The organism is Knoellia flava TL1 (genome assembly GCF_000768675.1).
GTDB lineage: Bacteria > Actinomycetota > Actinomycetes > Actinomycetales > Dermatophilaceae > Knoellia > Knoellia flava.
On record NZ_AVPI01000067.1, the window covers coordinates 99758 to 126636 of the forward strand.

At 71.1% G+C, this 26879-nt stretch carries 23 protein-coding genes and 1 pseudogene; 16 read left to right on the forward strand and 8 right to left on the reverse strand.

The annotated features are described in order from the left end of the window. Positions 1-270: 270 nt before the first annotated feature. A complete protein-coding gene (locus tag N798_RS15575; protein ID WP_156971768.1) occupies positions 271-615 on the forward strand; it encodes a hypothetical protein in 345 nt (114 codons plus the stop codon). A gap of 161 nt (positions 616-776) precedes the next feature. Here the strand turns inward: N798_RS15575 and N798_RS15580 are convergent, their stop codons facing one another. Further along, entirely contained in the window at positions 777-3371 is a 2595-nt protein-coding gene (locus N798_RS15580) for a DEAD/DEAH box helicase (RefSeq protein WP_035950224.1), read from the reverse strand. A 152-nt stretch (positions 3372-3523) separates the two neighbouring features. On the opposite strand from N798_RS15580, the gene N798_RS15585 reads away from it, so the two are divergent. The 7 genes and pseudogenes from N798_RS15585 to rpsT all read left to right on the forward strand — a co-directional run bounded on the left by N798_RS15585 (position 3524) and on the right by rpsT (position 12446). Beyond that, positions 3524-4231, forward strand: a complete 708-nt coding sequence (locus tag N798_RS15585; protein ID WP_052117441.1) for a hypothetical protein — start codon at positions 3524-3526, stop codon at positions 4229-4231. 52 nt (positions 4232-4283) lie between these two features. After that, on the forward strand, positions 4284-7019 hold the full coding sequence (locus N798_RS15590) for an MGH1-like glycoside hydrolase domain-containing protein (protein ID WP_035950227.1): 2736 nt from the start codon (positions 4284-4286) through the stop codon (positions 7017-7019). Between the two features lie 98 nt (positions 7020-7117). Further along, positions 7118-9397 (forward strand): ATP-dependent DNA helicase, encoded by a 2280-nt coding sequence (locus N798_RS15595; protein WP_035950329.1) that lies wholly within the window; start codon positions 7118-7120, stop codon positions 9395-9397. A 363-nt stretch (positions 9398-9760) separates the two neighbouring features. Then, a pseudogene (locus N798_RS19000) lies at positions 9761-9883 on the forward strand (DUF2510 domain-containing protein); the annotation flags it as partial. 183 nt (positions 9884-10066) lie between these two features. After that, entirely contained in the window at positions 10067-10807 is a 741-nt protein-coding gene (locus N798_RS18240) for an HIRAN domain-containing protein (RefSeq protein ID WP_035950229.1), read from the forward strand. A 170-nt stretch (positions 10808-10977) separates the two neighbouring features. After that, complete coding sequence (gene holA, locus N798_RS15605; protein ID WP_052117442.1) at positions 10978-11973, forward strand: DNA polymerase III subunit delta; 996 nt, start codon at positions 10978-10980, stop codon at positions 11971-11973. A gap of 212 nt (positions 11974-12185) precedes the next feature. After that, positions 12186-12446, forward strand: a complete 261-nt coding sequence (gene rpsT, locus N798_RS15610; protein ID WP_035950231.1) for a 30S ribosomal protein S20 — start codon at positions 12186-12188, stop codon at positions 12444-12446. 96 nt (positions 12447-12542) lie between these two features. On the opposite strand, the gene N798_RS15615 is transcribed toward rpsT, so the two are convergent. Continuing rightward, positions 12543-13037, reverse strand: a complete 495-nt coding sequence (locus N798_RS15615) for a type II toxin-antitoxin system PemK/MazF family toxin (protein WP_084100857.1) — start codon at positions 13035-13037, stop codon at positions 12543-12545. 173 nt (positions 13038-13210) lie between these two features. Between N798_RS15615 and lepA the strand changes: the two genes are divergently transcribed. The 3 genes from lepA to N798_RS15630 all read left to right on the forward strand — a co-directional run bounded on the left by lepA (position 13211) and on the right by N798_RS15630 (position 16091). Beyond that, positions 13211-15076: a translation elongation factor 4 gene (lepA, locus tag N798_RS15620; RefSeq protein WP_035950234.1), complete on the forward strand. Its 1866-nt coding sequence runs from the start codon at positions 13211-13213 to the stop codon at positions 15074-15076. A gap of 70 nt (positions 15077-15146) precedes the next feature. After that, complete coding sequence (locus N798_RS15625) at positions 15147-15611, forward strand: hotdog fold domain-containing protein (RefSeq protein ID WP_035950236.1); 465 nt, start codon at positions 15147-15149, stop codon at positions 15609-15611. 36 nt (positions 15612-15647) lie between these two features. Further along, positions 15648-16091 carry a nitroreductase family deazaflavin-dependent oxidoreductase gene (locus tag N798_RS15630; protein WP_035950239.1) on the forward strand — a complete coding sequence of 148 codons (444 nt, stop codon included), beginning with the start codon at positions 15648-15650 and terminating at the stop codon, positions 16089-16091. Positions 16092-16109: 18 nt separating this feature from the next. Here N798_RS15630 and N798_RS15635 read toward each other — a convergent pair whose 3' ends face one another. Genes N798_RS15635 through N798_RS15645 form a run of 3 tightly spaced genes read right to left on the reverse strand, consistent with a single transcriptional unit; the run spans position 16110 to position 18424 of the window. Next, positions 16110-16670 (reverse strand): NUDIX hydrolase, encoded by a 561-nt coding sequence (locus N798_RS15635; RefSeq protein WP_052117443.1) that lies wholly within the window; start codon positions 16668-16670, stop codon positions 16110-16112. Then, positions 16667-17467 (reverse strand): tyrosine-protein phosphatase, encoded by an 801-nt coding sequence (locus N798_RS15640; RefSeq protein WP_052117444.1) that lies wholly within the window; start codon positions 17465-17467, stop codon positions 16667-16669. Before N798_RS15640 ends, N798_RS15635 begins: the two co-directional genes overlap by 4 nt. An 18-nt stretch (positions 17468-17485) precedes the next feature. Continuing rightward, positions 17486-18424: an ornithine cyclodeaminase family protein gene (locus N798_RS15645; RefSeq protein ID WP_035950241.1), complete on the reverse strand. Its 939-nt coding sequence runs from the start codon at positions 18422-18424 to the stop codon at positions 17486-17488. Between the two features lie 467 nt (positions 18425-18891). Here N798_RS15645 and hemW point away from each other — a divergent pair, with 467 nt between their 5' ends. Both hemW and N798_RS15655 read left to right on the forward strand, forming a co-directional pair. Further along, the gene (gene hemW / locus N798_RS15650) at positions 18892-20118 is read left to right on the forward strand and encodes a radical SAM family heme chaperone HemW (protein ID WP_035950244.1); all 1227 of its coding nucleotides are present in this window, start codon (positions 18892-18894) and stop codon (positions 20116-20118) included. Positions 20119-20247: 129 nt separating this feature from the next. Further along, positions 20248-21015 carry an SDR family oxidoreductase gene (locus tag N798_RS15655; protein WP_035950247.1) on the forward strand — a complete coding sequence of 256 codons (768 nt, stop codon included), beginning with the start codon at positions 20248-20250 and terminating at the stop codon, positions 21013-21015. An 86-nt stretch (positions 21016-21101) separates the two neighbouring features. Here the strand turns inward: N798_RS15655 and N798_RS18800 are convergent, their stop codons facing one another. Both N798_RS18800 and N798_RS15665 read right to left on the reverse strand, forming a co-directional pair. Then, entirely contained in the window at positions 21102-21755 is a 654-nt protein-coding gene (locus N798_RS18800; RefSeq protein ID WP_084100860.1) for a DUF4870 domain-containing protein, read from the reverse strand. Positions 21756-21928: 173 nt separating this feature from the next. Next, positions 21929-22801: a DUF3097 domain-containing protein gene (locus tag N798_RS15665; protein WP_035950249.1), complete on the reverse strand. Its 873-nt coding sequence runs from the start codon at positions 22799-22801 to the stop codon at positions 21929-21931. A 70-nt stretch (positions 22802-22871) separates the two neighbouring features. Here N798_RS15665 and hrcA point away from each other — a divergent pair, with 70 nt between their 5' ends. From hrcA to N798_RS15680, 3 genes are all read left to right on the forward strand, one after another. Further along, positions 22872-23903 carry a heat-inducible transcriptional repressor HrcA gene (hrcA, locus tag N798_RS15670; protein ID WP_035950252.1) on the forward strand — a complete coding sequence of 344 codons (1032 nt, stop codon included), beginning with the start codon at positions 22872-22874 and terminating at the stop codon, positions 23901-23903. A 77-nt stretch (positions 23904-23980) separates the two neighbouring features. Continuing rightward, on the forward strand, positions 23981-25114 hold the full coding sequence (dnaJ, locus tag N798_RS15675) for a molecular chaperone DnaJ (RefSeq protein ID WP_035950254.1): 1134 nt from the start codon (positions 23981-23983) through the stop codon (positions 25112-25114). A 130-nt stretch (positions 25115-25244) separates the two neighbouring features. Then, positions 25245-25988 (forward strand): 16S rRNA (uracil(1498)-N(3))-methyltransferase, encoded by a 744-nt coding sequence (locus N798_RS15680; protein ID WP_035950257.1) that lies wholly within the window; start codon positions 25245-25247, stop codon positions 25986-25988. Here the strand turns inward: N798_RS15680 and N798_RS15685 are convergent, their stop codons facing one another. Next, positions 25989-26714, reverse strand: coding sequence for a Gmad2 immunoglobulin-like domain-containing protein (locus N798_RS15685; RefSeq protein WP_035950260.1), 726 nt, complete (start codon positions 26712-26714; stop codon positions 25989-25991). It lies immediately after the preceding gene. Positions 26715-26879: the final 165 nt, after the last annotated feature.

Below are 26879 nucleotides of genomic sequence, written 5' to 3' on the forward strand. Positions count from 1 at the left end.
CAGCGCTGAGAGCACTCGCGTGATCCGCGGCAAAGTCGGACGAGCGTAGCCGTCCTCCACGCGGCTACTTGTTTCATTGACGGCAGGACCGGTGCCTGCGCAGGCTCGGTTCAGGTGTCCGGGTTCGTCGCTCTCAATCGCGGCTGCCCACGATGAGCACTTTCGGGTGCAGGCTGCGGTGTCACTCCTGTCCACACAATGCGAGAAGGCGTTTTGACCGCATCGGAAGTCCTAATCGTCGCCAGCGCCGTCGTGTTTTTCGCTGCGCAGGTGTTCAACTTCGTCGGATTTAAATGGCGTGCCTTGGGCTCGACCGTGGGCATCGCCATGGCCCTCGTCGTGCTCGCGGTGGCTCCCCCCGCTTGGGAGGCTGGCGTGTTCGGTTGGTTCCTTGCGTGCGCAGGGCTGATTGGGAAGTGGGCTCGTGAAGTGAACTACGACATCGAGGCCCGAAAGGAGAAGGGGAAACGACTGCTGGCGTGGGACTTCTTCGGTCTGAACGTGGTTCTCAACCCGTTCTTCATCGCCCTCTATCGACGTCGGATGTTCCGTGACAAGTGGTCCCTGAAGCGAGTCCGGAGAGAGAGTTTCTCCGTTCCCGAATGGCTGAGATGACTCGGGGTGTCCCAAACCCACACCTCCGCTCATCGGCAGTTCCGGACGTTCGGTTCCAGTGAACGCCTGCCCTTGCTTACCGAGCGCTACGACTTGGTGCCCTGGGATTTACCCGACGAGCCGAGCCCTCGCGCAGGGGTCTCCGTGCACCCGGGGTCGGGTCAGAGACGGCGGAGGGCGGTGGCGGTGATGACGAGCTCGCCGGCGGCGTCGCTGGCGTCGAGGTCGACGATGGCCTCGATGCCCCAGTCGTGGTCGTCGGCGGGGTCGGCGAGGACCTGACGAACCCGCCAGATGCGGTGCTCGGTGTCGTCGTCGAGACCCGGCACCAGGTCGCGAGCGGGCGTGACCTGCAAGAGCGAGGGACCACGCGCGTCGGCATCGGTGCCGATGGTCCCGTGCTCGTCCCAGTAGGCGCCGAGCGCGACGTCCCAGGCATCCAGGTCCATGACTGGCGACCGACCGTCCTCGGGGACGGCGGCGGCGTCGGACTCCAGCCGGGCGAGTGCCTCGATGTCGTCGCGCTCGGCGAGCTCGACGCGGCGCCACATCGCCTGGCGGACCATGGCGCGAAAAGCCCTGTCGTTGGCCGTGATCGGGCGCGGCGGCGGTGGTGCCTCGCCATGGGCGGCGGCTGCGTTGCGGACCGACTCGGGGTCGGTGAGCGCCGCCCACTCGTCGATGAGCGAGGAGTCGGTCTGGCGGATCGTCTCGCCGAGCCACTCGATGAGCGTGTCGAGCTCCTCCCCGCGGTGCGCCTCGGGCACGGTCTGGCGCAGCGTCCGGTAGGCGTCGGAGAGGTAGCGCAGGACGACGCCCTCGGAGCGCGACAGCCCGTAGCGGCGGATGAGGTCGCCGAAGCTCATCGCCTGCTCCCACATCTCGCGGACGATGCTCTTGGGGTCGAGCGCGTCGTCCGGCAGCCAAGGGTGCGTCTGCCGGTAGGTCTCGTATGCCGGCTCGAGCAGCTCGAGGAGCGGGCGCGGCCACGTGATCTCCTCGACGATCGCTGTCCGCTCGTCGTAGTCGACGCCCTCGGCCTTGAGCTCGGCGATGCGCTCGCCACGGGCGGCCCACTGCTGGGCGCGCAGGACCGGCCGAGGCGAGTCGAGGACGGCCTCGACGACGGAGACGACATCGAGCGCGTGCGTCGGCGACTCGGCGTCGAGGAGGTCGAGCGCGGCGAGCGCGAAGTGCGCGAGCGGCTGGTTGAGCGCGAAGTCCGCCGGCAGGTCAACCGTGAGCTCGACGGTGCGACCGTCGGCCGCGGGCTCCGGCAGGCGGACGACGACGCCCGAGTCGAGGAGCGAGCGACCGAGCCGGATCGCACGGCGGGCGAGCTTGGCCCGGCCCGCTGGGGTCTCGTGGTTGACGCGGACGAGTCGGCTCACGGCCGCGACCGGGTCACCCGGGCGCGCCATCAGGTTGAGGATCATCGCGTTGTCGATCCGCATCTTCGACGTCAGCGGCTCGGGCTCGCTCGCGACGAGCTTGTCGAAGGTCTGCTCGGTCCACACGATCGAGCCCTCGGGCGGCTTCTTGCGCTGGACCTTGCGCAGCTTCTTGGGATCGTCACCGGCCTTGGCGATGGCACGCTCGTTGTCGATGACGTGTGGCGGGGCCTGGACGATGACCGACCCGCTCGTGTCGAAGCCCGCGCGCCCCGCCCGACCTGCGATCTGGTGGAACTCGCGTGAGCGGAAGACGCGGTCCCGCTGCCCGTCGAACTTCGCGAGACCGGTGAACAAGACGGTCCGGATAGGCACGTTGATGCCGACGCCGAGGGTGTCGGTCCCCGCGATGACCTTGAGCAGCCCTGCCTGCGCGAGCTGCTCGACGACGCGGCGGTAGCGGGGGAGCAGCCCGGCGTGGTGAACGCCGATGCCGCGTCGCAGCAGTCCGGACAGGGTCTTGCCGAACCCGGCGGCGAACCGCACGGGAGCGAGGCGCTCCGCGATGGCGACCTTCTCCTCGGCGGTGAGCAGCTTGAGCGTGACGAGCGAGGCCGCGTGCTCGGCGGCGAGCTGCTGGGTCGGGTGGACGACGTAGACCGGCGCCTGGTGGGTCGTGACGATCTCCTCGACCATCTCGGCGAGCGGCGTGAGCGACCACGTGAAGGACAGCGGCACCGGCCGCTCCGCCGTCGTCACGAACGCGACCTCGCGCCCGGTCCGGCGGGTGAGGTCCTCCGAGATCGCGGTCATGTCGCCCAACGTGGCCGACATGAGGAGGAACTGAGCCTGCGGCAGCTCGAGCAGCGGCACCTGCCACGCCCACCCGCGCTGGCCGTCGGCGTAGTAGTGGAACTCGTCCATGACGACGAGCCCGACGTCGGCCGAGGAGCCCTCCCGCAGAGCGATGTTGGCGAGGACCTCGGCGGTGCAGGCGATGATCGGCGCGTCGGCGTTGACCGAGGCATCACCGGTGAGCAGGCCGACGTTCTCGGCGCCGAAGACGTCGCACAGGGCGAAGAACTTCTCGTTGACGAGCGCCTTGATCGGGGCCGTGTAGAACGACACGCGGTCGCCGGCGAGCGCGGCGAAGTGGGCAGCGACGCCCACGAGCGACTTGCCCGACCCGGTCGGAGTCGCAAGGACGACGTGGCGGCCCGAGACGACCTCGATGACCGCCTCGTCCTGGTGGGGATAGAGCGCGATGCCGGACTCCTCCGCCCAGGCCGAGAAGACGGCATACAGGGTGTCGGCGTCGGTCGTGACGGAGGTGAGGGCGCGCTCGGCCAGCGGGTGGGAGGTCATTGCGCTGAATCCTCCCATCCCGCAGTCGGCGCACCCGCCACGGAGCGGGGACCACCCCGACCTGCCCGCGGAGTCGGGACACCGGCCCCTGTCGCACGGGACGCGACCAGCGCCACTGTCGACCCATCAACCTCCACGAAAGGACAAGCGCGATGCGCACCAACCCCCATCGGATCCGCCGCCTCACGACAGGGACGACCCTGTGCCTCGCCGCGGTCCTCATGGTCACCGCCCTCCTCGTCGACCCCGGCACGTGGGGCGACGACCGCGAGGTCGTCAGCTACCAGGACAACCCCGCCCTCGCGCAGCTCCAGTCGGCGCTCTACCACTGGGGTTACCTGCTCATGGCGGTCGCCGTCCTCGGCCTCGCCCACTTCACCCGCCGGCGCGCGGTCCTCGCAGGGCACGTCGTCGCCGGCGTGGCCGCCATCGGCTGGATCAACCTCTCCGCACTGCTGCTCACCGACCCCGTCAACTGGTGGTTCGGCGAGCGCTACGCGCCGGAGGAGGCGGAGCGGCTCACCAACGAGGTCCTCGAGATCCCGGGCGTGATCGTCGGCTTCATGATCCCCGGCCCGTTCCTCGCCCTCGGTGGCACGGTCGCCCTCTTCATCGTCCTGTGGCGAGCCGGCTTCGTCCGCGGCTGGGTCCCGCTCCTCTTCGCCGCGTGGGTCGCGGGCAGCTTCACCGTCCCCTACGGCCCCGCCGCGATCCCGCTGTGGCTCGCCGGCACCGGAGTCCTCGCCTACCTCGGCCAGCGCGTCCTGCGGATGACCGACGAGGCGTATGCCGCCCACGAGGCTCCGTTGCCCGCGGCACCCGCCGCGCAGGAGACCGCCGTCCTGGCCCGGCAGGCGTAGTCGCTCGTCGCGCCGCGCCCCCACCTCGGCACCCCCGTGCCAAGGTGGGGGCATGACGTCGGTGGAGCCGGAGGAGCCCGCCCTCACCGAGGAGCACCTCCGGCTGCGCGACTCGCCGGCCGACGACGACCCGTGGCGCGCGTGGGGTCCCTACGTCTCTGGCCGCCAGTGGGGCACCGTGCGCGAGGACTACTCCGCCGACGGCGACGCGTGGTCGTTCTTCCCCTTCGACCACGCCCACGCCCGCGCCTACCGCTGGGGAGAGGACGGCATCGCCGGGCTCTGCGACCGCTACGGCTTCCTCAACCTCGCCGTCGCGATGTGGAACCGCAACGACGACCGGCTCAAGGAGCGGTGCTTCGGCCTCACCAACGGCGAGGGCAACCACGGCGAGGACGCCAAGGAGTACTGGTGGCACCTCGACGCCACCCCGACGCACAGCTGGGCCCAGCACCTCCACCGCTACCCCCAGGCCGCCTTCCCGTATGCCGTCCTGCGCGAGGAGAACGCCCGCCGCGGCCACGGTGACCCCGAGTTCCAGCTCGTCGACACCGGTGTCCTCGACGAGGACCGGTTCTTCGACGTCGTGACGACGCACGCCAAGGTCTCGCCGGGCGATGTCCTCATGACCGTGGAGGCGACGAACCACGGTCCGGACCCGGCGCCCCTCGACCTCTTGCCCCAGCTGTGGTTCCGCAACACGTGGGCCTGGGGGCGTGACGACCGCACACCGCTCATCGAGGTCGTCGACGACGCGCCCGACGGGATGGTCGTGCTGCGCGCGACGCACGCCCACCTCGGCGTCGTCCACCTCGTCGCCGAGGGATCGCCCGAGGTGCTCGTGTGCGACAACGAGACGCACGTCGAGGCGGTCTTCGGACAGGGCCAGAGCCGCAGCCCCCACCCCAAGGACGCGGTCGACCGGGCGATCGTCCACGGCGACCCGAGCCTGCTTGCCACTGACGGGCGGGGCACCAAGGTGGCCCTGCGCTTCGGCTTCGACTCGGTGGCGCCTGGCGAGACGGTGCGGGTGCGCCTGCGCCTGCTCGACGACGCGTGGGCCGAGGGCACCACCGACAGGGTCGTGCCCGACGCGTCGTCGCTGCACGACGCCTTCGGGCCGGAGTTCGACGAGGTGCTCGCGACCCGGCGGGCCGAGGCCGACGCCTTCTATGCCGCCGTCATCCCCGATGGTGTCGGCGACGAGGAGCGGCTCGTCGCCCGGCGGGCCTTCGCCGGCCTCAACTGGGGCAAGCAGCTCTATCGCTACGACGTGCGCGAGTGGCTCGAGGGCGACCCGGCCTACCCGCCGCCGCCGGACTCACGACGGGCGCGCGAGCCCGCGGGCCGCAACACGTCGTGGACCCACCTCGCGCTCGCCGACGTCATCTCGATGCCCGACGAGTGGGAGTACCCGTGGTTCGCCGCGTGGGACCTCGCCTTCCACACCGTCGCCATCGCCCACATGGACCCGGAGTTCGCCAAGAACCAGCTCCTGCTCATGTGCCGGGAGTGGAGCCAGCACCCCAACGGCCAGCTGCCGGCATACGAATGGCAGTTCGGCGACGTCAACCCGCCGGTCCACGCGTGGGCCGCGTGGCACGTCTACGTCCTCGACGGCGCGCGCGACCACGGCTTCCTCGTCCGCGTCTTCACCAAGCTGCTCTTCAACTTCTCGTGGTGGCTCAACCGCAAGGACTCCGACGGGTCCAACCTCTTCGAGGGCGGCTTCCTCGGCATGGACAACATCAGCGTCTTCGACCGGTCGCGCGAGGTGCCGGAGGGGTGGCGGCTCGAGCAGTCCGACGCGACGAGCTGGATGGCGTTCACCTGCCTCCAGATGCTGCGGATCGCGCTCGAGCTGAGCCGCGTCGACCGCGCGTGGGACGGGCTCGCGACGACGTTCCTCGAGCACTTCTTCTCGATCGCCGAGGCGATGGAGGCGTTCGGCACCGACCAGGTTTCGCTCTGGGACGAGACCGACGAGTTCTTCTATGACGTCCTCGTCGACGACGAGGGGCGGGGCTCGCCGGTGCGGGTGCGCTCGCTCGTGGGGCTGCTGCCGCTCATCGCCGTCGCCAACGTCCCGGCGTGGGCGTTCGAGGAGCTCGGCGACTTCACGTCGCGCCTGCGGTGGCTCCAGGACCGGCGCCCCGACCTCACCGAGTCGCTGCTGCACAGCCAGGACGGCGAGGTCGTCCACAACAGCCTCACCCCGGTCGTCCGGCCGCGGCTCGAGGCGATCCTGCGGCGGCTCTTCGACGAGGACGAGTTCCTCTCGCCGCACGGGATCCGCTCGCTGTCGGCGGCCTACCGCGGCGGGACCGAGGTCGACGCCGGTGGCACGTCGGTGCACATCGCCTACGACCCGGGGGAGTCGTCGACCGGGATGTTCGGCGGCAACTCGAACTGGCGCGGGCCGGTGTGGTTCCCCGTCAACGTCCTCATCCTCGACGCGCTGCTCGTCCTCGCCGACGGTGCCGACGGTGACCTGCGGGTCGAGTTCCCGACCGGCTCGGGGCGGCCGGTGCCCCTCGAGGAGGCGGCGATCGGGCTGCGGCAGCGGCTCATCTCGCTGTTCCTCTCCGGTGACGACGGACGTCGGCCCGGCACCCCGCGCGAGCACCCCGAAGGGCCGCTGTGGGACGCGCACCCGACCTTCAGCGAGCACTTCAACGGGGACACCGGCATCGGCCTCGGCGCCTCGCACCAGACCGGCTGGACCGCCCTCGTCGCCCACCTCGTCTGCACGCCGCCCGACGACCTCCGCGAGGAGATGGACACCTGAGGGCATGAACCTGCGTGCGCAACTCGCCAATTCCTCGGGTTCGGCACGGCTGTGGAGGGCACGACGTCGGTGTCGCCGGGACGGCATACCCTGTGTCGGTGCCGACCCTCGACGACCTCCTCGCCGCAGCGGTCAGCACGGTCGGGGGAAGCGAGCGGCCCGGTCAGGTGACGATGGCCAAGGCGGTCGCGGACGCGATCGACACCGGCGAGCACCTGCTCGTCCAGGCGGGCACCGGCACGGGCAAGTCCCTCGCCTACCTCGTCCCCGCCGTCCAGCACGCGATCGACGCGGGCAAGCCCGCCGTCGTCGCCACCGCGACGCTCGCGCTGCAGGCCCAGATCGTCGACCGCGACATGCCGCGGGTCGCCGACGCCCTCGCCCCGCTGCTCGGGCGGCGCCCCACCTACGCGATCGTCAAGGGTCGCCGCAACTACCTCTGCGCCCACAAGCTCGAGGGCGGCTTCCCCGACGACGACGCCGATACCCTGCTCGGCGTCGGCGCGGTCGACCAGCAGGCGGGCCGCCTCGGCCAGGAGGTCGTCCGGCTGCGCGAGTGGGCCGGCGAGACCGAGTCCGGCGACCGCGACGAGCTCGTCCCGGGTGTCTCCGAGCGGGCGTGGCGCCAGGTCTCGGTGAGCGCGCACGAGTGCATGGGCAGCAAGTGCCCGATGGTCGCCGACTGCTTCGTCGAGCGTTCGCGCGACGCTGCCAAGGACGTCGACGTCATCGTCACCAACCACTCGTTCATGGCGATCGACGCGTTCGAGGGCCGGCAGATGCTGCCCGAGCACGACGTCCTCGTCGTCGACGAGGCGCACGAGCTCGTCGACCGCGTCACGGCGACGATCACCGACGAGGTGACGCCGGCGATGGCGCGCACCGCCGCCAAGCGTGCCGGCCGGCAGGCCGACTCCAGCGAGACCATCGACGACGCGGGGACCTTCCTCGAGTCCGTCCTCGACGAGATCCCCGAGGGCCGGCTGACCGGCGTCCCCGACAACCTCGCGCTCGCCCTCGCCCGGCTGCGCGACACGACCCGTCAGGTCCAGACCGAGCTCAAGCCGGCGCAGGGCCAGGAGGTCGACGGCGCGCGTCAGGTCGCCCGGGCCGCCGTCGACGAGCTCAACGAGAACGCCTCGCGCATCCTCGAGCAGCGCGACCTCGACGTCGTGTGGGTGAGCAAGGACCCGCGGCGGGGGAGCGTGCTGCGAGTCGCTCCGATGAGCGTGGCGATGCTCGTGCGCGACAAGATCTTCGAGGACCGCACCGTCGTCCTCACCTCCGCGACCCTCGAGCTCGGTGGCACGTTCGACGCCGTCGCCGGCACGATCGGGCTGCGCGGCGAGGGCTCGCCGTCGTGGAAGGGGCTCGACGTCGGCAGCCCCTTCGACTACCCCCAGCAGGGCATCGCCTACGTCGCCAAACACCTGCCGCCACCGGGTCGCGACGGCGCCTCGCCCGAGACGATGGACGAGATCGAGACGCTCGTCCGGGCCGCCGGCGGCCGCACCCTCGGCCTCTTCTCGTCGATGCGCGCCGCCCGCGCCGCGACCGACGAGATGCGCGAACGCCTCCAGGACCTCGAGGGCGAGGTCTCCGTCCTCTGCCAGGGCGAGGACCAGATCTCCACGCTCGTGCGGCAGTTCGCCCGCGACCCGCGCACCTGCCTCTTCGGCACCCTCAGCCTCTGGCAGGGCGTCGACGTCCCCGGGTCGAGCTGCCAGCTCGTCATCATCGACCGCATCCCGTTCCCGCGACCCGACGACCCGCTCGCGTCGGCGCGCTCGCAGGCGATCGCCCGGATGGGCGGCAACGGGTTCATGGCCGTGTCGGCCACCCACGCCGCCCTCCGCCTGGCGCAGGGTGCCGGCCGTCTCATCCGTCGCGGCGACGACCGTGGCGTCGTGGCCTTCCTCGACTCCCGGATGATGAGTGCCCGGTATGCCGGCTTCCTCCAGCGCTCGCTGCCTCCCTTCTGGCCGACCTCGGACCGCGACCTCGTCCTCAACGCGCTCAAGCGGCTCGACGCCACGGCTCCGCCGCCGCTCGCGGTGGCCGACCCGGCGCTGCGCGGGCTCACCGGCGCCCTCAAGGGCACGACGATGGGCGACGTCGAGGTCAAGGGTGAGGTAGACGCCACCGACACCCGGCCCGTGGCGACCGCCCCGCCGCCGGCGCCATCAGCGCGCACCGCCGTGACGCAGGGCCACGCGTGGACCGACGAGGAGGACGAGGAGCTGCGCGACGGCGTCGAGCTGGGCCTCAGCGTCGACGAGCTGAGCGAGTCGCTCGAGATGCCCGCCGACGTCATCTCCGCGAGGCTCACAGGGCTCGGTCTCGAGGCCGGTGCGGGCTCCACCCTGAGCCTGGACTGAGCCGTGACGCCGATCCTGACAGGGCTAACCGTTGGGCGGTTTGGTAGGGGTTTCTGGAGGCCATGGGCGCGGGCGGGAGGGGCCCCTACGGGTGCGGTGCGCAGTTTGCTGAACAGATCCGGGACTTCGAGGCGGCGAGACCCGAGGAGGCAGGTTCACAAACTCTCGCATGCCCCCCGGGTTCGCATTGGCTGCAATAGAAGTAGTGAAACTTCTACCTACCTCGCGCTCCGGGTGCCGCTGCGGCTCGGTCCAGTGCCCATTGTGCAGAAACCACGGAGCGCAGATTTCGATGCCACAGCAAATGCGAGCGGCCGCGATTAACCTGTAGCGGATCAGTGACGGCAGTCAGGGGAGGACGCGGTGGGTTTCTTCAGTAGGTCGAGGCAGACTGGGTCTCAGGTTCCGGCTGCCTGGCATCCAGCAACTGACCGTCCAGGGTTCCTTCGCTGGTGGGACGGAAGTCGATGGACCGACCACTACCACCCGGTTGGCCATGATGCGGAGCAGGCGGCTGGAGCGGTTGAAAAGGTCCGCCAGCCGGCCGCCTTGTCGGTGGGCCTGTCTGGCGCGAAGTCCGCATCCCGTCCGCGCAAGGCTCGCTATCAGACGGCAGCGCCAAGCGGACTCCCGGTCGAACCGTGGGCTAGGGCCACCACATGGCAAAACGTGGTCGGCGAGTCGCACTACGAGAATGCGTTTCGTGCCCTCCTAGACAAGAACAAGCCGCCCTGGGGCGACTACTGGGCCGAGATGGACGACCTTCCGGCCGCGATCGTGGCCGACCCGGATAATCCCCACGACAGCAGCGCCGTGGCGGTTTGGGTGCAAGAGGAGCTCGTAGGCTTCCTGCCACGCGAGGCTGCCGCGCTCTATCACCCGGCACTGGCTGACTTGGCCGAGAGGGGTGAGCACCTGAGAGTCGGTGCGCGAGTTTTAGTTCACCTCGATGATGGGGCGGTGAGTGGCAGTGCGACGGTGACTTTGCCGCCCCCCGAAGGCGTCCAGTCGTATAACGAGCCGCCGGATGAGCCCCACCAAGTGATGCCGCACGGCAGCGCCATGCAGGTGACGTGCGAAGAGCAGCACATGGACGTGCTTGGGGCCTATGTGTCTGACCGGGAGCGTCACGTCGCCGTGACGCTTCACGCCATTGACGTCCAAAAGACTCCCCGCTCGTCCCCCTACCGAGCGGTGGAGGTTCGTCTTGATGGCCAACGTGTAGGAGAGCTCACCAAAGGGATGTCAGAGAAAATGCTCGACGTCGTCGACTTCATCTCGGGCAAAGGCCGTCTTCCCTTGTGCCGGGCGGTTCTGAAGGGCTCCCCACTACGCGCTGAGCTAACGCTGCAAGTCGCCAAGGCTCATGAGGTCAAGAGTCGTTGGCTTGATGGCATCGAGTCGGCGTAACCAAGCGGGCTGACCGTAGGTAGCGTCGATACAGCCACGCCGTTACGCCGCGACGATGGGCCGCAGTCTGCCCTCCGGAAGGCCCGGGACCTTTCGGACGGCGACGGCCGCATGCTGGTCGGTGTCGGGCGGCCCGGCGGCGCGGGTCGCCGTCGCACCCACGTGGCAGAGTGACCGCCGTGAGTGATCTCGTCGACGTGCAGCGCCGCGTCCCGCCGCTCGTCCTCATCGCGGGCCCCGAGCAGGTGCTCGCCGAGCGTGGCCTCGCCGAGGTGCTCCAGTCCGTGCGCGAGCGGACCCCTGACGTCGAGGTCATCCGGCTCCATGCCGCGACCTACGAGCCCGGCGAGCTCATCGTGCACGCCAGCCCGTCACTCTTCGGCGGCGACAAGGCCGTCGTCGTCCACGACCTCGACGAGGCGCCGGACGAGCTGCAGCAGGACCTCCTCGCCTACCTCGCCGCCCCGCCGGAGGAGGTCACGCTCGTCGTCACCCACAAGGGCGGCAACCGCGGCAAGAAGGTCCTCGACACCCTCAAGAAGTCGCGTGCCCGGGTCATCGACGCCCCGGCGATCAAGACCGACCGCGACAAGGCCGACTTCGCGATGAACGAGTTCCGCCGGGCCAAGCGGCGTGCGACCGGCGAGGCCGTGCAGGCGCTCGTCGACGCCGTCGGCAAGGACCTGCGCGAGCTCGCGGCCGCGTGCCAGCAGCTCATCGCCGACACGACCGGAGTCATCGATGAGCCGGTCGTGCTGACCTACCACGGCGGCAAGGTCGAGGCCACGGGCTTCAAGGTCGCCGACGCCGCCGTGGCCGGTGACGCGGGGGAGGCGCTGCGCCTGCTGCGCCACGCGATCGCCGTCGGCGTCGACCCCGTGCCGATCGTCGCCGTCCTCGCCCAGCAGCTGCGCCAGCTCATCAAGGTCGGCTCCGCCGGGCGCGGCCGGTCGACCGACCTCGCCCGCGACCTCGGCATGGCGCCATGGCAGGTCGACAAGGCCCGCCGCTCGCTCCAGGGGTGGACCGCAGAGTCGCTCGCCCGGTCTTTGCGGGCCGTCGCCGCCGCCGACTTCGAGGTCAAGGGCGGCGGCCGAGACCCGGTCTACGCCGTCGAGCGCGCCGTGCTCACGATCACCCGAGAGAAGGCGGAGGGCGACCGCTGAGGGTGGGTGAGTGCACGGCATACCGGCTGGTCCGAGGCGTTTTGCCTCGGTGCGCCGCCCGCTGGTAGATTTGTCCCTTGCGTGCGCGCTCAGGTCGTGCGCGTACGTAGATCCATCCAGAGCGGTTCAGCAAGGGTGTCCCCACTCCCGGTCCCGAGCCGCATCTGCCGCCCTCTCACGGCAACCACCGACCTCTCAGAAAGAATCTCTTCGTGGCAAACATCAAGTCCCAGCTCAAGCGCATCAAGACCAACAAGGTCGCGACCGAGCGCAACAAGGCCGTCAAGTCGGACGTCCGCACCGCGGTCCGCAAGTTCCGCGAGGCTGCCGACGCCGGCAAGGTCGACGAGGCGAAGGACGCGCTCAAGGCTGCGTCCAAGAAGCTCGACAAGGCCGTCAGCAAGGGCGTTCTGCACAAGAACAACGCGGCCAACAAGAAGTCGGCCATGGCCAAGAAGGCCGCCGGCCTCTGAGCCAGCCGCACCGCGGTCGCTGACCGCACGCACGAGGGCCCGTCACCACATCGGTGACGGGCCCTCGTGCGTGGTCCGGCTGCAGTCGGCCGGAGCTCATCCGCGGCGGAAGAGGTCCCTGAGGCGCGTGAGGGGGGTCCGGCGGGGCCCGGTCGTCGTGCGGGGTGCGCCTGCGACTTGGGCGTGCGGGTGGGTGCGGTGCCCAGCGACGACGTCGTCCCACCGCGCCCGGTCGAGCACGGCCCCCTCGCGCCGGATCGTCTCGGGGTCGATCCGCACGACCCGGTTGACCCGGACCTCGGAAGGGCGCCGGGCGCCGTCCCAGCCACCGACGCCGATGTCGACCCAGTAGCGGCCGGCACGCTCCTCCTGGGCCGCGTCACGGTCGTGGTCCTGGCTCGTCAGCTGCATCCCGAGCACCCAGCGACCGTCCCGGCCGACGACGAGGACGGGCCGGTCCTTGCCGCGGCTGGGGTCCTCCTCGAAAGGCACGTGCGCCCAGACGACCTCGCCCGCGTCCGGCTCGCCGTCCACCTCCGGCGCGTAGCGCAGCTCGAGGGGGCCGTCGTAGTCGCCGGGATAGCTCGCCATGCGCCTCACGCTAACCGAGACGGACAGGCGCCCGTATGCCGTGGCGCGGGACGGCATACGGGTTCGGCTCGCGCGGTGGCTGGGGGAGGAGTGGCGCCGGTTCGGTGGCGTGCCGCCCTCATGGGAGACTGTCCCGACGCCCGTTTCCGCCCACCCCGAGGACTCGACCGACTGTGTCTCCCCGCGCCCGCACCGTGCTGCAGCCGCACGCCACGCCGCCGGAGGCGATCCGCAACTTCTGCATCATCGCCCACATCGACCACGGCAAGTCGACCCTCGCCGACCGGATGCTCCAGATCACCGGTGTCGTCGACGAGCGCGCCATGCGCGCGCAGTACCTCGACCGCATGGACATCGAGCGCGAGCGCGGCATCACGATCAAGAGCCAGGCCGTGCGCATGCCGTGGGAGGTCGCCGGCGAGACCGGTGCGCCGACCAGCCACATCCTCAACATGATCGACACCCCGGGACACGTCGACTTCACCTACGAGGTGTCGCGCTCGCTCGCTGCCTGCGAGGGTGCGGTCCTGCTCGTCGACGCCGCGCAGGGGATCGAGGCGCAGACCCTCGCCAACCTCTATCTCGCGATGGAGAACGACCTCACCATCATCCCGGTGCTCAACAAGATCGACCTGCCGGCGGCGCAGCCCGAGAAGTACGCCGAGGAGCTCGCCGGCCTCATCGGCTGCGAGCCCGAGGACTGCTTCCGGGTCTCCGGCAAGACCGGCGTCGGCGTCGAGCCGCTCCTCGACGCCATCGTCGCGCAGGTCCCGGCGCCCGTGGGCGACCCGGACGCCCCGGCGCGCGCGATGATCTTCGACTCGGTCTACGACACCTACCGCGGCGTCGTCACCTACGTCCGCGTCGTCGACGGCAACCTCAACCCGCGCGAGAAGATCATCATGATGTCGACGCGGGCGACGCACGAGCTGCTCGAGATCGGCGTCATCAGCCCCGAGCCCCTGCCGGGCAAGGGCCTCGGGGTGGGTGAGGTCGGCTACCTCATCACCGGCGTCAAGGACGTCCGCCAGTCGCGCGTGGGTGACACCGTGACCAACGAGCGCAAGCCGGCGGCGACCGACCTCGGCGGCTACCGCGACCCCAAGCCCATGGTCTTCTCCGGGCTCTACCCGATCGACGGCTCCGACTACCCGGTCCTGCGCGACGCCCTCGACAAGCTCAAGCTCAACGACGCCGCGCTCGTCTACGAGCCCGAGACGTCGGCCGCGCTCGGCTTCGGCTTCCGCTGCGGGTTCCTCGGCCTGCTCCACCTCGAGATCGTGCGCGAGCGCCTCGAGCGCGAGTTCGACCTCGACCTCATCTCGACCCAGCCCAACGTCGTCTACGACGTGACGATGGACGACGGCACGCACGTCGAGGTGACCAACCCGAGCGAGTTCCCCTACGGCAAGGTCGCCGAGGTCCGCGAGCCCGTCGTCAAGGCCACGATCCTCGCGCCGAGTGAGTTCATCGGCGCGATCATGGAGCTCTGCCAGGGCAAGCGCGGCCAGCTCCAGGGCATGGACTACCTCTCCGAGGAGCGCGTCGAGATGCGCTACACGCTGCCGCTCGCCGAGATCGTCTTCGACTTCTTCGACCAGCTCAAGTCGCGCACCCGCGGCTACGCCTCGCTCGACTACCAGGAGTCCGGCGACCAGGCCGCTGACCTCGTCAAGGTCGACATCCTGCTCCAGGGCGAGAACGTCGACGCCTTCAGCTCGATCGTCCACAAGGACAAGGCCTACGCCTACGGCAACATGATGGCCGGCAAGCTCAAGGAGCTCATCCCGAGGCAGCAGTTCGAGGTGCCGATCCAGGCCGCCATCGGCGCCCGGGTCATCGCCCGCGAGAACATCCGCGCGATCCGCAAGGACGTCCTCGCCAAGTGCTACGGCGGTGACATCAGCCGCAAGCGCAAGCTGCTCGAGAAGCAGAAGGCCGGCAAGAAGCGGATGAAGAACATCGGCACCGTCGAGGTCCCGCCCGAGGCCTTCATCGCCGCGCTCTCCTCCGACGCCGCCGAGCCGAAGAAGAAGTAGCTCGCCCACGCGGGGTGAGCGGTGCCACGGCGGGGGAGCGGCCGGCATACCGGGAAGTAACATCGTCCGTATGCCGGAGACCTTCGCCCTGTACCGCCAGCTCACCTCGCTGCCCCTCGGGCGCAAGGCGTTCTCGTTCCTCTTCGCGCAGAAGGCGCCCTACTTCTGGACGGTGCGCCCGCAGGTGCGCGAGGTGCGCGAGAACCACGCCGAGCTGACGATCCGCAAGCGCCGGGCCGTGCATAACCACATCGGCACGGTCCACGCCATCGCGGTGTGCAACGGGCTGGAGGCGGCGATGGGCCTGCTCGCCGAGGCGACGACCCCGCCCGGGCGCCGGTGGATCCCCAAGGGCATGGAGGTCGCCTACACCGCGAAGTCGACGACCGACCTGCTGTGCACGGCCGACACCGACCCGGCCGACTGGGCCGAGCCGGGCGACGTGCCGGTGCGGGTCCGGGCGATCCGCGAGGACGGCACCGTCGTCGTCGAGGGCGTCATCACGATCTACGTGAGCGACAAGAAGACGCCCTGACGAAATGTGGCGGCCGGGCGTGATGTTGTGGGAGGCATGACCACGATCACCGGAACGTACGTCCCGAGCCCGAGCGCCTGGGTCCGCAAGCAGGTCGAGACGATCGAGGAGACCGGCACCACCGCGTCCGTCGACATCCAGGGCAGGCCGGTCGTGCTGCTCACGATGAACGGCGTCACCGGGTCCGTGCGCAAGGTCCCGCTCATGCGGGTCGAGCACGACGGCGTCTATGCCGCGGTGGCGAGCAAGGGCGGGGCGCCGGACCACCCGAAGTGGTATGCCAACCTCCGCAAGAACCCGGTCCTCGAGCTCCAGGACGGGACCCGGACCTGGGTGGCGCGCGCCCGCGAGCTCGACGGCGAGGAGCGCGAGCAGTGGTGGGAGCGCTGCGTCGAGGCCTTCCCGAACTACGCGGAGTACCAGCGCAACACCGACCGGCTCATTCCCGTCTTCGCGCTCGAGCCGGTGGACGGGGCCTGACCTCGACCTGGCCCGGCCTCAGGCCGGCGCAACCGTCGACTCGTCGACGTCACCGAGGTCGAGCGGCTCTCGGGGAGCCGTTCCTGGCTCGGGCACGAGGTCGCGGATGGCGAGCAGGTCGCGGGGCCAGATCTCCTCGGTCGTCGCCTCGAGCTCGTCCCGTCTCCACCAGTGGTGGGCCGTCATCGTCGCGAGCTCGACCTCGGTGTGCCCGGCGGTCGACACCTCGAACGACCTGCACCGGACGAACCAGAACTGCTCGTCCTGCGTGGTGACGACGTCGCTGTAGCCGTGGACGACCACCCGTGCGGCAAGCGGACCGACGAGGTCGTCCTCACCGATCGCGAGTCCGGTCTCCTCGGCGACCTCGCGCACGGCGGCCTGCAGGTCGCTCTCTCCCGGGTCGACCCCGCCGCCGGGGGTGATCCAGAAGACGGGGACGGGCGTGATGCCCGGGTCGCTGTCGCGGAAGAGCAGGATGCGGTCCTCCTCGTCGACGAGGAGGACCCGCATCGCCCGCCGCCGGTTGCGCGGGCGGGTGTCGGGTTCGGGAGCGGCGAGGACCGGCAGGCGCGTCACGTCGTGAGCCGCGTGCGCAGCCGCTCGATGTCCCCGTCGGCCCAGCCCTGCTGGCTGAGCCACCCGGTCGCGCCGCCGAACTCCTCCTGAAGCGTGTCGAGGATCGTCTGCATCGTCTCGGGGCGGGGGCGCTGGTCGTCGACGCTCTGCTGGCGCAGGGCGGTGCCGTAGAGGTCGCGCGGCATGAGGCGGGCGATGATCTTCTCGATCCGCTCGCCGGTGAGCGCGTAGTCCTCGACGATGACCTCGTGCGGGACCCCGGCGACGGCAAGGGCGAGGGCGACGACCGTGCCTGTGCGGTCCTTGCCCGCGGCGCAGTGCACGACCGTGGCACCACTGCTGCGCGAGACGACGTCGAGGGCGGCGGAGACCGAGTCGGGCCGGGAGGCCAGGTAGCCGAGGTAGTGCTCGGACCAGAAGGTGGCATCCCGCACCGGTCGGGTCGAGTGCTCCGGCACGGCGAGCGCCTGCTCGGCGGTGACCGCACGCCCGTCGGCGAAGAGCGAGTGGTGGTGGTGCGTGAGCGACTCGACGTGCCAGAGCGGTCCCGGGCCCTCGGTGCTCACCTCGGTGTCGCTGCGCAGGTCGACGATGTCGCTCACGCCGAGGACCTCGACGACATGGCGGACGTCGTCCTCGCTGAGGTCCTGGAGGTTGTCGGAGCGGAGCAGCCGCAGCGGCTGGACGGTGCCGCCGTCGCGCGTGGGCAGCCCGCCCGAGTCGCGCATGTTGACGACCCCCTCGAGCTCGATCCAGCGCTCGGTGGCGGAGACGTCGGGGATCCGGTTCTCGCTCACGCCGCCATCGTAGGTCGCTCAGAGGTCGACGACGCTGCCGGCTCCGGCCGCCTCGGCGCGCTGCACCACGGCGTCGGCGACGACGAGGTCGGTGATTCCGGTGCCGAGGTTGGACACGACGAGGCGGCCCTCGGGCCGCCCCGACCGGAGCAGGTGACCGGTCCAAGCGGTCGCTGCGGGATATCCGTCGAGCTTGCCACGCACCTCCCGGACGGCCGCGAACTGTGCCGGGTCGTCGGATGCGAGCACCCCGGTGTCGGCCAGCCGGGCGTCGACCGAGCTCGCGTAGTCGATCGGCAGGAGCAGGGCGTCCTCGCGCGGCCACGTCACCGGGATCGCCATGTCGGTGAGGCCGATCGAGAGGCCGGTGATGACCACGTCGGCGTCGCGCACGGCGGCCTCCCGTGATGCCGACGGCACGACTCGTATGCCGGGTGCGACCTCTCGCGTCCGTGTCGCCAGGGTCTCGACCGCTTCACGCCGGCGGGCCCAGACATGGACCTCCTCATGGCCGAGCGCCTCGAGAACCCGCAGATGCGAGGCCGCCTGGACCCCGGCCCCGAGGAACGCGACCCGCGCGTCCGGTGGGGCGAGCGCGCGGACGCAGGCGCCGGTGACGGCGGCGGTACGCACCGCGGTGAGCTCGGCAGCCGGAAGGAGGGCGGACGGCATACCCGTCGTGCCGTCGTTGACGACCATGACGCCGGTCGCGGTCGGCAGGCCGCGGACCGGGTTGTCGGGGACGAGGCTGATCCACTTGCAGCCGAGCAGGCCGCGCTCCGGGTAGGCAGCCGGCATCGCGTTGGCGAACATGCCGGGGGAGGTGCGCACCGTGGGCTTGGGCGGGACGTCGGCGCGGCCCTCGGCGAGTGCCGTGAGGGCGTCCGCGACGAGGTCGACCACCTCGACGAGCGGTGGGAGGCAGGCACGCACGTCGGCGTCGGTAAGGATGCGCACGCGCGCCAACCTATCGGGCACAAAGGTGAGGGCCTCGGAAAGTATGAGTTTCCGAGGCCCTCGACGAAACACGAACCGAAGTTCCTGTTTCGACGCTCCCACCGAAGTGGGGTCGTAGGACATTTCTAGTCGCTCCGGTCCGGGTCCGCAAGCCCTTCGGGAAAGAATGTCCGGAGATTTTTGCGGCGCGAATCCCGTTGTGGCACACCATGATCCGGCACATTGGTGAGGGCCTCGGAAAGTATGAGTTTCCGAGGCCCTCGACGAAACACGAACCGAAGTTCCTGCTTCGACGCTCTCACCGAAGTGAGTGCGTAGGGGTATTTCTAGTCGCGGCTCCGGCGGGTGCGCAAGCCTTTCGGTCGAACTTCTCCGCGGAATCTTCTCGGCGTCGGCGTGTCGCACTGGACACGCCGCCCGGCGACCTCCCGGCGGGCCCATCCCAGCGAGGGTGGGAGGATTCGTCGGTGCCCCGCCTGCCCGATGGAGATCCCGCACCCGCCTCCGGCGAGCTGCCCCCGGAGGCGCTCTCGGGGCTGGGGGGCCGGCCGTTCGGGATCTACCTGCACGTGCCGTTCTGCCGGGTGCGCTGCGGCTACTGCGACTTCAACACCTACACGCTCACCGAGCTCGGGCCCGGGGCGAGCACGTCGACCTTCGCCGACACCGCACTGGCCGAGCTCGACCTCGCGGCCACCGTGCTCGGCGGCGGCGTGCCCCGCGTCGACACGGTGTTCGTCGGTGGCGGCACGCCCACGATGCTCCCGGCGGCCGACCTCGTGAGGGTCGTGGACGGCATACGCAAGCGGTTCGGTCTGGCCGACGACGTCGAGGTGACGACCGAGGCCAACCCCGACTCGGTGACGCCGGAGTCGCTGCGCGAGCTCGCCGACGGCGGGTTCACGCGGGTCTCGCTCGGCATGCAGTCGGCTGTCCCGCACGTCCTCGCCACGCTCGACCGGACCCACGACCCCGCGGGCGTCGGTCGGGCGGTCGCGGGGGCCCGTGACGCGGGGTTGGTCACGAGCGTCGACCTCATCTACGGCACGCCGGGAGAGTCGGTCAACGACTGGCGCCGCTCGCTCGACGCCGCCGTCGCGCTCGAGCCCGACCACGTGTCGGCCTATGCGCTCGTCGTCGAGGAGGGCACCAAGCTCGCGGCCCAGGTGCGCCGGGGTGAGGTCGAGCGGCCCGACGACGACGACGAGGCGACGAAGTACGAGCTCGCCGACGAGGTGCTGTCCGCAGCCGGGTTCGGGTGGTACGAGGTGAGCAACTGGACCCGCACGCCGGCCGGGCGCTGCCGCCACAACGACGGCTACTGGACCGGCGGCGACTGGTGGGGAGTCGGTCCAGGCGGGCACAGCCACGTGGGCGGCGTGCGGTGGTGGAACGTCAAGCACCCCAGGGCGTATGCCGGCCGGCTCACGTCGGGTGCCTCGCCGGCGGCCGGGCGCGAGACGCTCACCGACGAGCAGGTGCGCGACGAGCGGGTGCTGCTCGGTGTCAGGGTGCGCGACGGGCTCGTGGTCGACGACCTCGACGAGGTCGGTCGGCGTGCGGTGGCGGGTCTCGTCGCCGACGGTCTCGTCGACGGGACCGCCGCGGTCCGCGACCGGCGGGTCGTCCTCACCCTCCGTGGCCGGCTGCTCGCCGACACCGTCGTTCGCCGCCTCCTCGGCCTCGGCTCCTGACCGAGAGCACGATGATCCGGGCCAACTGGGCTCGCGAGCCCAGCTGCTGTTCCCGAGCCTCGTCAACAGGGCTCGGGTCGGCACGTGGGGCTCGCGAGCCCTTCCGGCGGCACTCGTAGGGTGGCGCGCATGACTGCCACGCACAGCCGCCGGCTCGAGGGCCGGACCGCGATCGTCACCGGAGCGAGCCGGGGCATCGGTCTCGCCATCGCCGAACGGCTCGTCGCCGAAGGGGCCCGCGTCTGCGTCACCGCCCGCAAGCAGGAGGCGCTCGACGCGGCGGTCGAGTCGCTCGGCGGCCCCGAGGTGGCCATGGCCGTCGCCGGGCGCGCCGACGACCCGGCGCACCAGGACGAGGTGCTCGCCGCGGTCGCCGAGAGGTTCGGACCCGTCGACCTGCTCGTCAACAACACCGGGATCAACCCGGCATACGGACGGCTCGTCGACCTCGACCTCGACGCGGCCCGCAAGATCGTCGAGGTCAACTGCATCGCGGCGCTGTCGTGGGTCCAGAAGGCGGTGCGGGCGGGACTCGAGGAGCGCGGCGGGGCGGTCGTCAACGTCTCGTCCGTCGCGGGGGTCCGCCCGGCGCCGGGCATCGGCTTCTACGGCGCGAGCAAGGCGATGCTCACCCACCTCACCGAGGAGCTCGCGGTCGAGCTCGGTCCGACGGTGCGGGTCAACGCGGTCGCACCGGCCGTCGTCAAGACGCAGTTCGCGACGGCGCTCTACGAGGGGCGCGAGGAGAAGGTCGCGGCGGGCTACCCGCTCGGCCGGCTCGGTGTGCCCGACGACATCGCCGGGGTCGTCGCCTTCCTGCTCTCCGACGACGCGGCGTGGATGACCGGCCAGCTCGTCGTCGTCGACGGTGGCCTGCTCCTCAAGGGCGGCGTCTGACCGACTGATTGCCCATCTGGGACAGGCCTCGCTGGCGCTCGGTGTCCCAGATGGGCAATCAGTCGGGTGCAGTCAGGGGGCGTGGCTCACTTGACGAAGGACGGCGTCATCGGCGGCGTCCACAGCTGGCCCTCGTTGGCGCGCAGCGCTCCGATGATGTGGAGCACGAACGCCACGGCGAGCGCGGCGAAGTAGGTGAGGAACCCGACGAGCACCAGCATGAGCGGTAGCGAGACGAGCAGGACGATGCCGGTGAGGATCTGGATGTTGAGCGAGTTCGCCGCGTGCTGGCGGACGAAGTCGCCTCGGTCCTTGTAGAGCACGTAGATGACGAGCGAGCCGACGAAGCCGAGCAGGCCGGCGCTCAGCACCATCGCGACGAGCGGCACGAGGTGGGCGAACATGCCCCACTGCCGCTGCTGGGCCGGGTCGAGGACCTGCTGACCGTATGCCGTGGCCTGGCCGGGGTGGGTCGCTCTCGTCTGCGGGTAGCCGCCCTGCGGGTAGCCGCCCTGCGGGTAGGCCGGCTGCGGCGGGGGCTGGGAGTAGCCCTGACTGGGCGGGGGCGGCGGGACCGAGCCCTGCGGCGCGGGCGGCGGCGGGACCTGCCCCTGCGGAACCTGCGCCTGCGGAACCGCCTGGGGAGCCTGCGCCTGCGGCGCGGCCGGCTCGGTCGACGGGTCGGCGGTCGGGTCCGGACGGTGCTGTCCGTGGAACTCGGGGTCCGGAGTGGTGCTCATGGTGTCCTCCTTCAGGGGACGGGGTGCTGTCACCCAGTCAAACCCATCGCAGCCCTCGTTGATCCCCACTTCGGGGTGCGTTCGGGGTGCGGTCAGGGGTGACCCTGCCGCGGGAGGCGCGCTGACGTCACGGGAGGCGCGTCGACGGCATACGAGGTCTGGGTCGGCGACCGTCAGGGCGCGGTGACGAAGTCGATGAGCTCCTCGACGCGACCGAGGAGGGACGGCTCGAGGTCGGCGTAGGAACGCACGGTGCCGAGGATCTGCTTCCACGCGCGGGCGATGTCGGCCTGGGTGTCGTGCGGCCAGCCGAGGTGGGCGCAGATGCCGTGCTTCCACGACGTGCCGTGCGGGATGACCGGCCAGGCGTCCATGCCCAGCCGCTGCGGACGCACCGACTGCCACACGTCGACATAGGGGTGGCCGACGATGAGCACGTGCGGGGCGTAGGGCTGGAGCCGCGAGGCCGCCTCGACGACGCGCGTCTCCTTCGTGCCGGGGACGAGGTGGTCGACGAGGACGCCCATGCGCCGGCCGGAACCGGGGGCGAAGTCGCGGATCGCGGCCTCGAGGTCGTCGACGCCGTCGAGGGGCTCGACGACGACGCCCTCGACGCGCAGGTCGTGGCCCCAGACCTTCTCGACGAGTTCGGCGTCGTGGGTGCCCTCGACGAAGATCCGCGAGGCGCTCGCGACCTTGGCCTTGACGCCCTGGACGGTGCGCGAGCCGCTCGCGGTGCGCGACGCCGCCTGGCGCGCCTCGGCGAGACGCGCGCTGTTCGCCGCCTCGGGCTTCGTCAGCGTCACCGGCCGACCGTCGACGTGGAAGCCCGGCCCCAGCGGGAAGGCCTTGGTGCGGCCGCGACGGTCCTCGAGGTGCACGACGTGGATGCCACCGGCCTTCTCGACGCGCACGACCGCGCCGACCCACCCGGTCTCGACGTCCTCGACGACGACGCCGTTCTCGGCGGCGAGCGGGGTGGAGCGCCCGCCGCGGGGTGCCTTCCAGTCGCCTGCGAGCACGTCCGAGCCGTAGCGATCAGTCACCTGCGCGAGGGTAGACGTAGAATTGGCACTCACCAAGCATGAGTGCCAGCAACGGGAGGAGGTGTCGCGCGTGAGTGAGGACCGTCGGCTCGCGGTGCTGCGAGCGATCGTCCAGGACTACGTCGAGACGTCCGAGCCAGTGGGATCCAAGGCCCTGCTCGAGCGCCACTCGCTCGGGGTGTCCGCCGCAACCGTGCGCAACGACATGGCCGTCCTCGAGGAGGAGGGGCTCATCGCCGCCCCGCACACGAGCGCCGGCCGCATACCCACGGACGCGGGCTACCGGCTCTTCGTCGACCGGCTCAGCACGGTCAAGCCGCTGAGCGGCCCGGAGCGCAAAGCCATCAGCACGCTGCTCGACGGAGCCGTCGACCTCGACGACGTCGTCGACCGCACCGTCCGGCTCCTCGCATCGCTGACCCGCCAGGTCGCCGTCGTCCAGTACCCCTCGCTCACGCGGTCCTCGGTCCGCCACATCGAGCTCGTGCCGCTGGGCGCCTCGCGACTGCTCGTCGTCCTCATCACGACGACCGGCCGGGTCGAGCAGCGCATCCTCGAGACCGGCATGGACCTCGCCGACCCCGAGTCCGAGCGGATGCTCGCCTCGCTCCGCTCCGACGTCAACGGCGCGACCGTCGGCAAGACGCTCGCCGACGCCGCCGGCGGTCTGGGCGAGCTCCCGACGCAGGTCGACCCCGCCGCGCGCGGGCTCCTCGCCGCGATCGCCGCCGAGCTCACCGAGGTCCTCGTCGAGCAGCGCGAGGAGCGGGTCGTCATGGCCGGCACCTCCAACCTCGTCCGTTCGGGCGAGGACTTCCCGAGCTCGATCGGGCCCGTCCTCGAGGCCCTCGAGGAGCACGTCGTCCTCCTCAAGCTGCTTGGTACCGTGACCGAGCAGGGCTCCGCCGTCGCCGTCCGCATCGGCGCCGAGAACCCGTATGCCGGCCTGCAGACGACGTCGCTCGTCACCTCGGGCTACGGCGCGGGTTCCGACCTCGTCGCCGGTCTCGGCGTCGTGGGCCCGACCCGGATGGACTACCCGACGACGATGGCGGCCGTGCGCGCCGTCGCGACGTACGTCAGCCGCATCCTCGCGGAATGACCGGGTGACTCCCGGACCTTGCACCTTGTGCCGCTTCCCCTGAACCGAACAGCCCCCAGCGAAGGACGTCCACCGAAGTGAACGACTACTACGCCGACCTCGGCGTGGCCCGTGACGCGACCGCCGACGACATCAAGAAGGCCTACCGTCGCGCGGCCCGCAAGCTCCACCCCGACGTCAACCCCGGCCCCGAGGCCGAGGAGCAGTTCAAGAAGGTCTCGCAGGCCTACGACGTGCTCTCCGACGCCGAGAAGAAGCGCAGCTACGACATGGGCGCCGACCCGTATGCCGGTGCCGGCGCTGCGGGCTTCGGGCAGGGCTTCTCGTTCAGCGACGTCATGGACGCGTTCTTCGGAGCCGGTGCCGGTGCAGCGCAGGGCCGCGGTCCGCGCTCGCGCCAGAGCCGCGGCCAGGACGCCCTTGTGCGCCTCGACCTCGACCTCGTCGACGCCGTCTTCGGCGCCGAGAAGGACCTGACGATCGACACCGCCGTCGGCTGCTCCACCTGCCACGGCGAGGGCACCCAGCCGGGCACCGGCACCCGCACCTGTGACGTCTGCCAGGGGCAGGGCCAGGTGCAGAGCGTCCAGCGCAGCTTCCTCGGCCAGGTCATGACCTCGCGTCCCTGCGTCAACTGCCAGGCGACCGGTCAGGTCATCGAGGCGCCCTGCTACGAGTGCTCCGGCGACGGCCGGGTCCGCACGCGCCGCACGCTGACGATCCGCGTGCCCGCGGGTGTCGACACCGGCACCCGCATCCAGCTCGCCGGCGAGGGCGAGGTCGGCCCGGGCGCCGGGCCCGCCGGTGACCTCTACGTCGAGGTCGCGGTCCGTCGTGACGAGCGCTTCCAGCGCCAGGGCGACGACCTCCACGCCACGCTCGAGCTGCCGATGACGGCCGCCGCGCTCGGTGCGACGGTCCCGTTCGAGACCTTTGACGGCGAGCAGGAGCTCGACGTCCGCGCCGGCATCCAGTCGGGGGAGCAGATCCGTCTCCGCGGGCTCGGCGTCACCCACCTGCGCGGGTCTGGGCGCGGCGACATCGTCGTCCACGCCATGGTCGCCACGCCGTCGAAGCTCACCTCCGAGCAGGAGGACCTGCTCCGTCGGCTCGCCGCCCTGCGCGGGGAGGAGAAGCCGACCGGGCACATCGCGGACCCGACCGACGGGTCGATCTTCGGCAAGCTGCGCGACGCCTTCAAGGCCCGCTGATGTCCGACTTCTTGCGCACGAGCGACACCGGAGGCCCCGGAACGGGCCCGTTCGTGTCGCTCCTGCGCAAGAAGTCGGCACGTGGGGCGGTCGGGACGGACGGTCGGCGCGGACGACGGGGGAGTGGGCGATGAGCCTGGCGCTCTACCTCGTGCCCGCCGGCACGCTCGACGCCACCGCAGCCGGTGACCTCGTCGTCCTCGACGGGGCGGAGGGTCGCCATGCCGCCACGGTCCGCCGCACCCGGACCGGCGAGCAGCTCCGCATCGCCGACGGCGCCGGCCGCGTCGTCACGGGCACCGTCGAGTCCGTCGACCGTGCCGAGCTCACGCTTCGGGTCGACGACGTCGCGACCGCACCCGAGCCCTCGCCGAGGTTCGTCCTCGTCCAGGCCCTCGCCAAGGGGGACCGCGACGACCAGGCCATCGAGGCCGCGACCGAGCTCGGCGTCGACGAGGTCGTCCCGTGGCAGGCCGGACGCAGCATCGTGCAGTGGCGTGGCGATCGTGGCGAGAAGGCGTGGCGCAAGTGGGACGCGGTCCTCGTCGGCGCGACGAAGCAGTCACGCCGTCCCCGCCGCCCGGTCCTCGCACCCGTCGTCACCACCGCGGGTCTGGCGGCTCGCATCGGGACCGGTGCGACGGCATACGTCCTGCACGAGGACGCAGACGTGCCCCTCGCCGCGCAGGAGCTCCCCGACGACGGCGACGTCCTCCTCGTCGTCGGCCCCGAGGGCGGGATCGCTCCGGAGGAGCTCGAGGCCCTGCGTTCGGCCGGCGCCCACGTCGTCCGGCTCGGCGACACGGTGCTGCGCTCGTCGAGCGCCGGCCCGGCTGCGCTCGCCGTCCTCAGTGCTGCCACGCGCTGGCGCTGATCACCGCACCGTGAACGTCACGGTCCGCTCGGCGAAGACCGACCCGTCCTTCGCGGACGTCGTGAACGCGCGGAAGGTGTAGCTGCCGGCGTCGAGCCGCCCGAGGTCCACCGAGAACGAGCCTCGTGACGGCGCTCCGATCGAGGCCGTCGTGAACCCGTCCTTGACGACCGTCGACCCGCGCCGGAGGTCCCACTTGAGGGCGGCCTCGAACGCGACGGCCTGCCCGCGGACGACGACCGGCTGCGTGACACGCACCGACGCGCCGCGGGCCGGGCTGTCGACCCAGATGTCGCAGAGAAACTCCGGTGGTGTGCCGGCGCGGGTCCAGGTGCGCGCGGGGTCGAGCTGCCCGAAGAGGCGCTGCCCGCCGGCTGCGCGGACGGTCACCGGCAGGTCGCCGCGACCGACGGCCGCCTGCGCCGACCACACGAGAGCGGAGACCGCCAGCTCGGCTGCCCGGGCGTCGGGTGCGGTCCCTCCGGGTCCGACGAGGTCGATCGTGATCCGCCCACGCTCCACGACCACCCTGTCGAGAGCCACGCCATTCCAGGGGTCCGTCCGCCCGTCCGTGCTCCGGATCGACTCCACGACCGCGAGGGTGGCTCGGTCCGACTCGGTGGCGTCCTTGGGCAGGGTCAGCGTCGAGAACTCTCGGACGAGCCCGCGCCGGGCCTGCTCACCGCCGTTGCTGCCCACGACGTAGATCCCGAGCGTCGCCGCCACGGTGCCGGTCGCGGTGCCGGTCGTCGAGGGCGACGCCGACGGCGACGGCGACGGCGACGGCGACGTCGAGGGCGAGGGCGACGGGGTGGGGGACGGGCTCGCCGACGGCGCGGAGGTCGTCGGCTGCGGGGTGGCGGGCAGCGTGCCGCCGTCACCGTCAGGACG

Coding starts and splice junctions, on each gene's coding strand:
- N798_RS15625 (WP_035950236.1), top strand. CDS start 15,147: ATGCCGGAGACCTTCGCCCTGTACCGCCAGCTCACCTCGCTGCCCCTC.
- N798_RS15615 (WP_084100857.1), bottom strand. CDS start 13,037: ATGGCGAGCTATCCCGGCGACTACGACGGCCCCCTCGAGCTGCGCTAC.
- N798_RS15590 (WP_035950227.1), top strand. CDS start 4,284: ATGACGTCGGTGGAGCCGGAGGAGCCCGCCCTCACCGAGGAGCACCTC.
- N798_RS15680 (WP_035950257.1), top strand. CDS start 25,245: ATGAGCCTGGCGCTCTACCTCGTGCCCGCCGGCACGCTCGACGCCACC.
- N798_RS15655 (WP_035950247.1), top strand. CDS start 20,248: ATGACTGCCACGCACAGCCGCCGGCTCGAGGGCCGGACCGCGATCGTC.
- N798_RS15630 (WP_035950239.1), top strand. CDS start 15,648: ATGACCACGATCACCGGAACGTACGTCCCGAGCCCGAGCGCCTGGGTC.
- N798_RS15585 (WP_052117441.1), top strand. CDS start 3,524: ATGCGCACCAACCCCCATCGGATCCGCCGCCTCACGACAGGGACGACC.
- N798_RS15580 (WP_035950224.1), bottom strand. CDS start 3,371: ATGACCTCCCACCCGCTGGCCGAGCGCGCCCTCACCTCCGTCACGACC.
- N798_RS18800 (WP_084100860.1), bottom strand. CDS start 21,755: ATGAGCACCACTCCGGACCCCGAGTTCCACGGACAGCACCGTCCGGAC.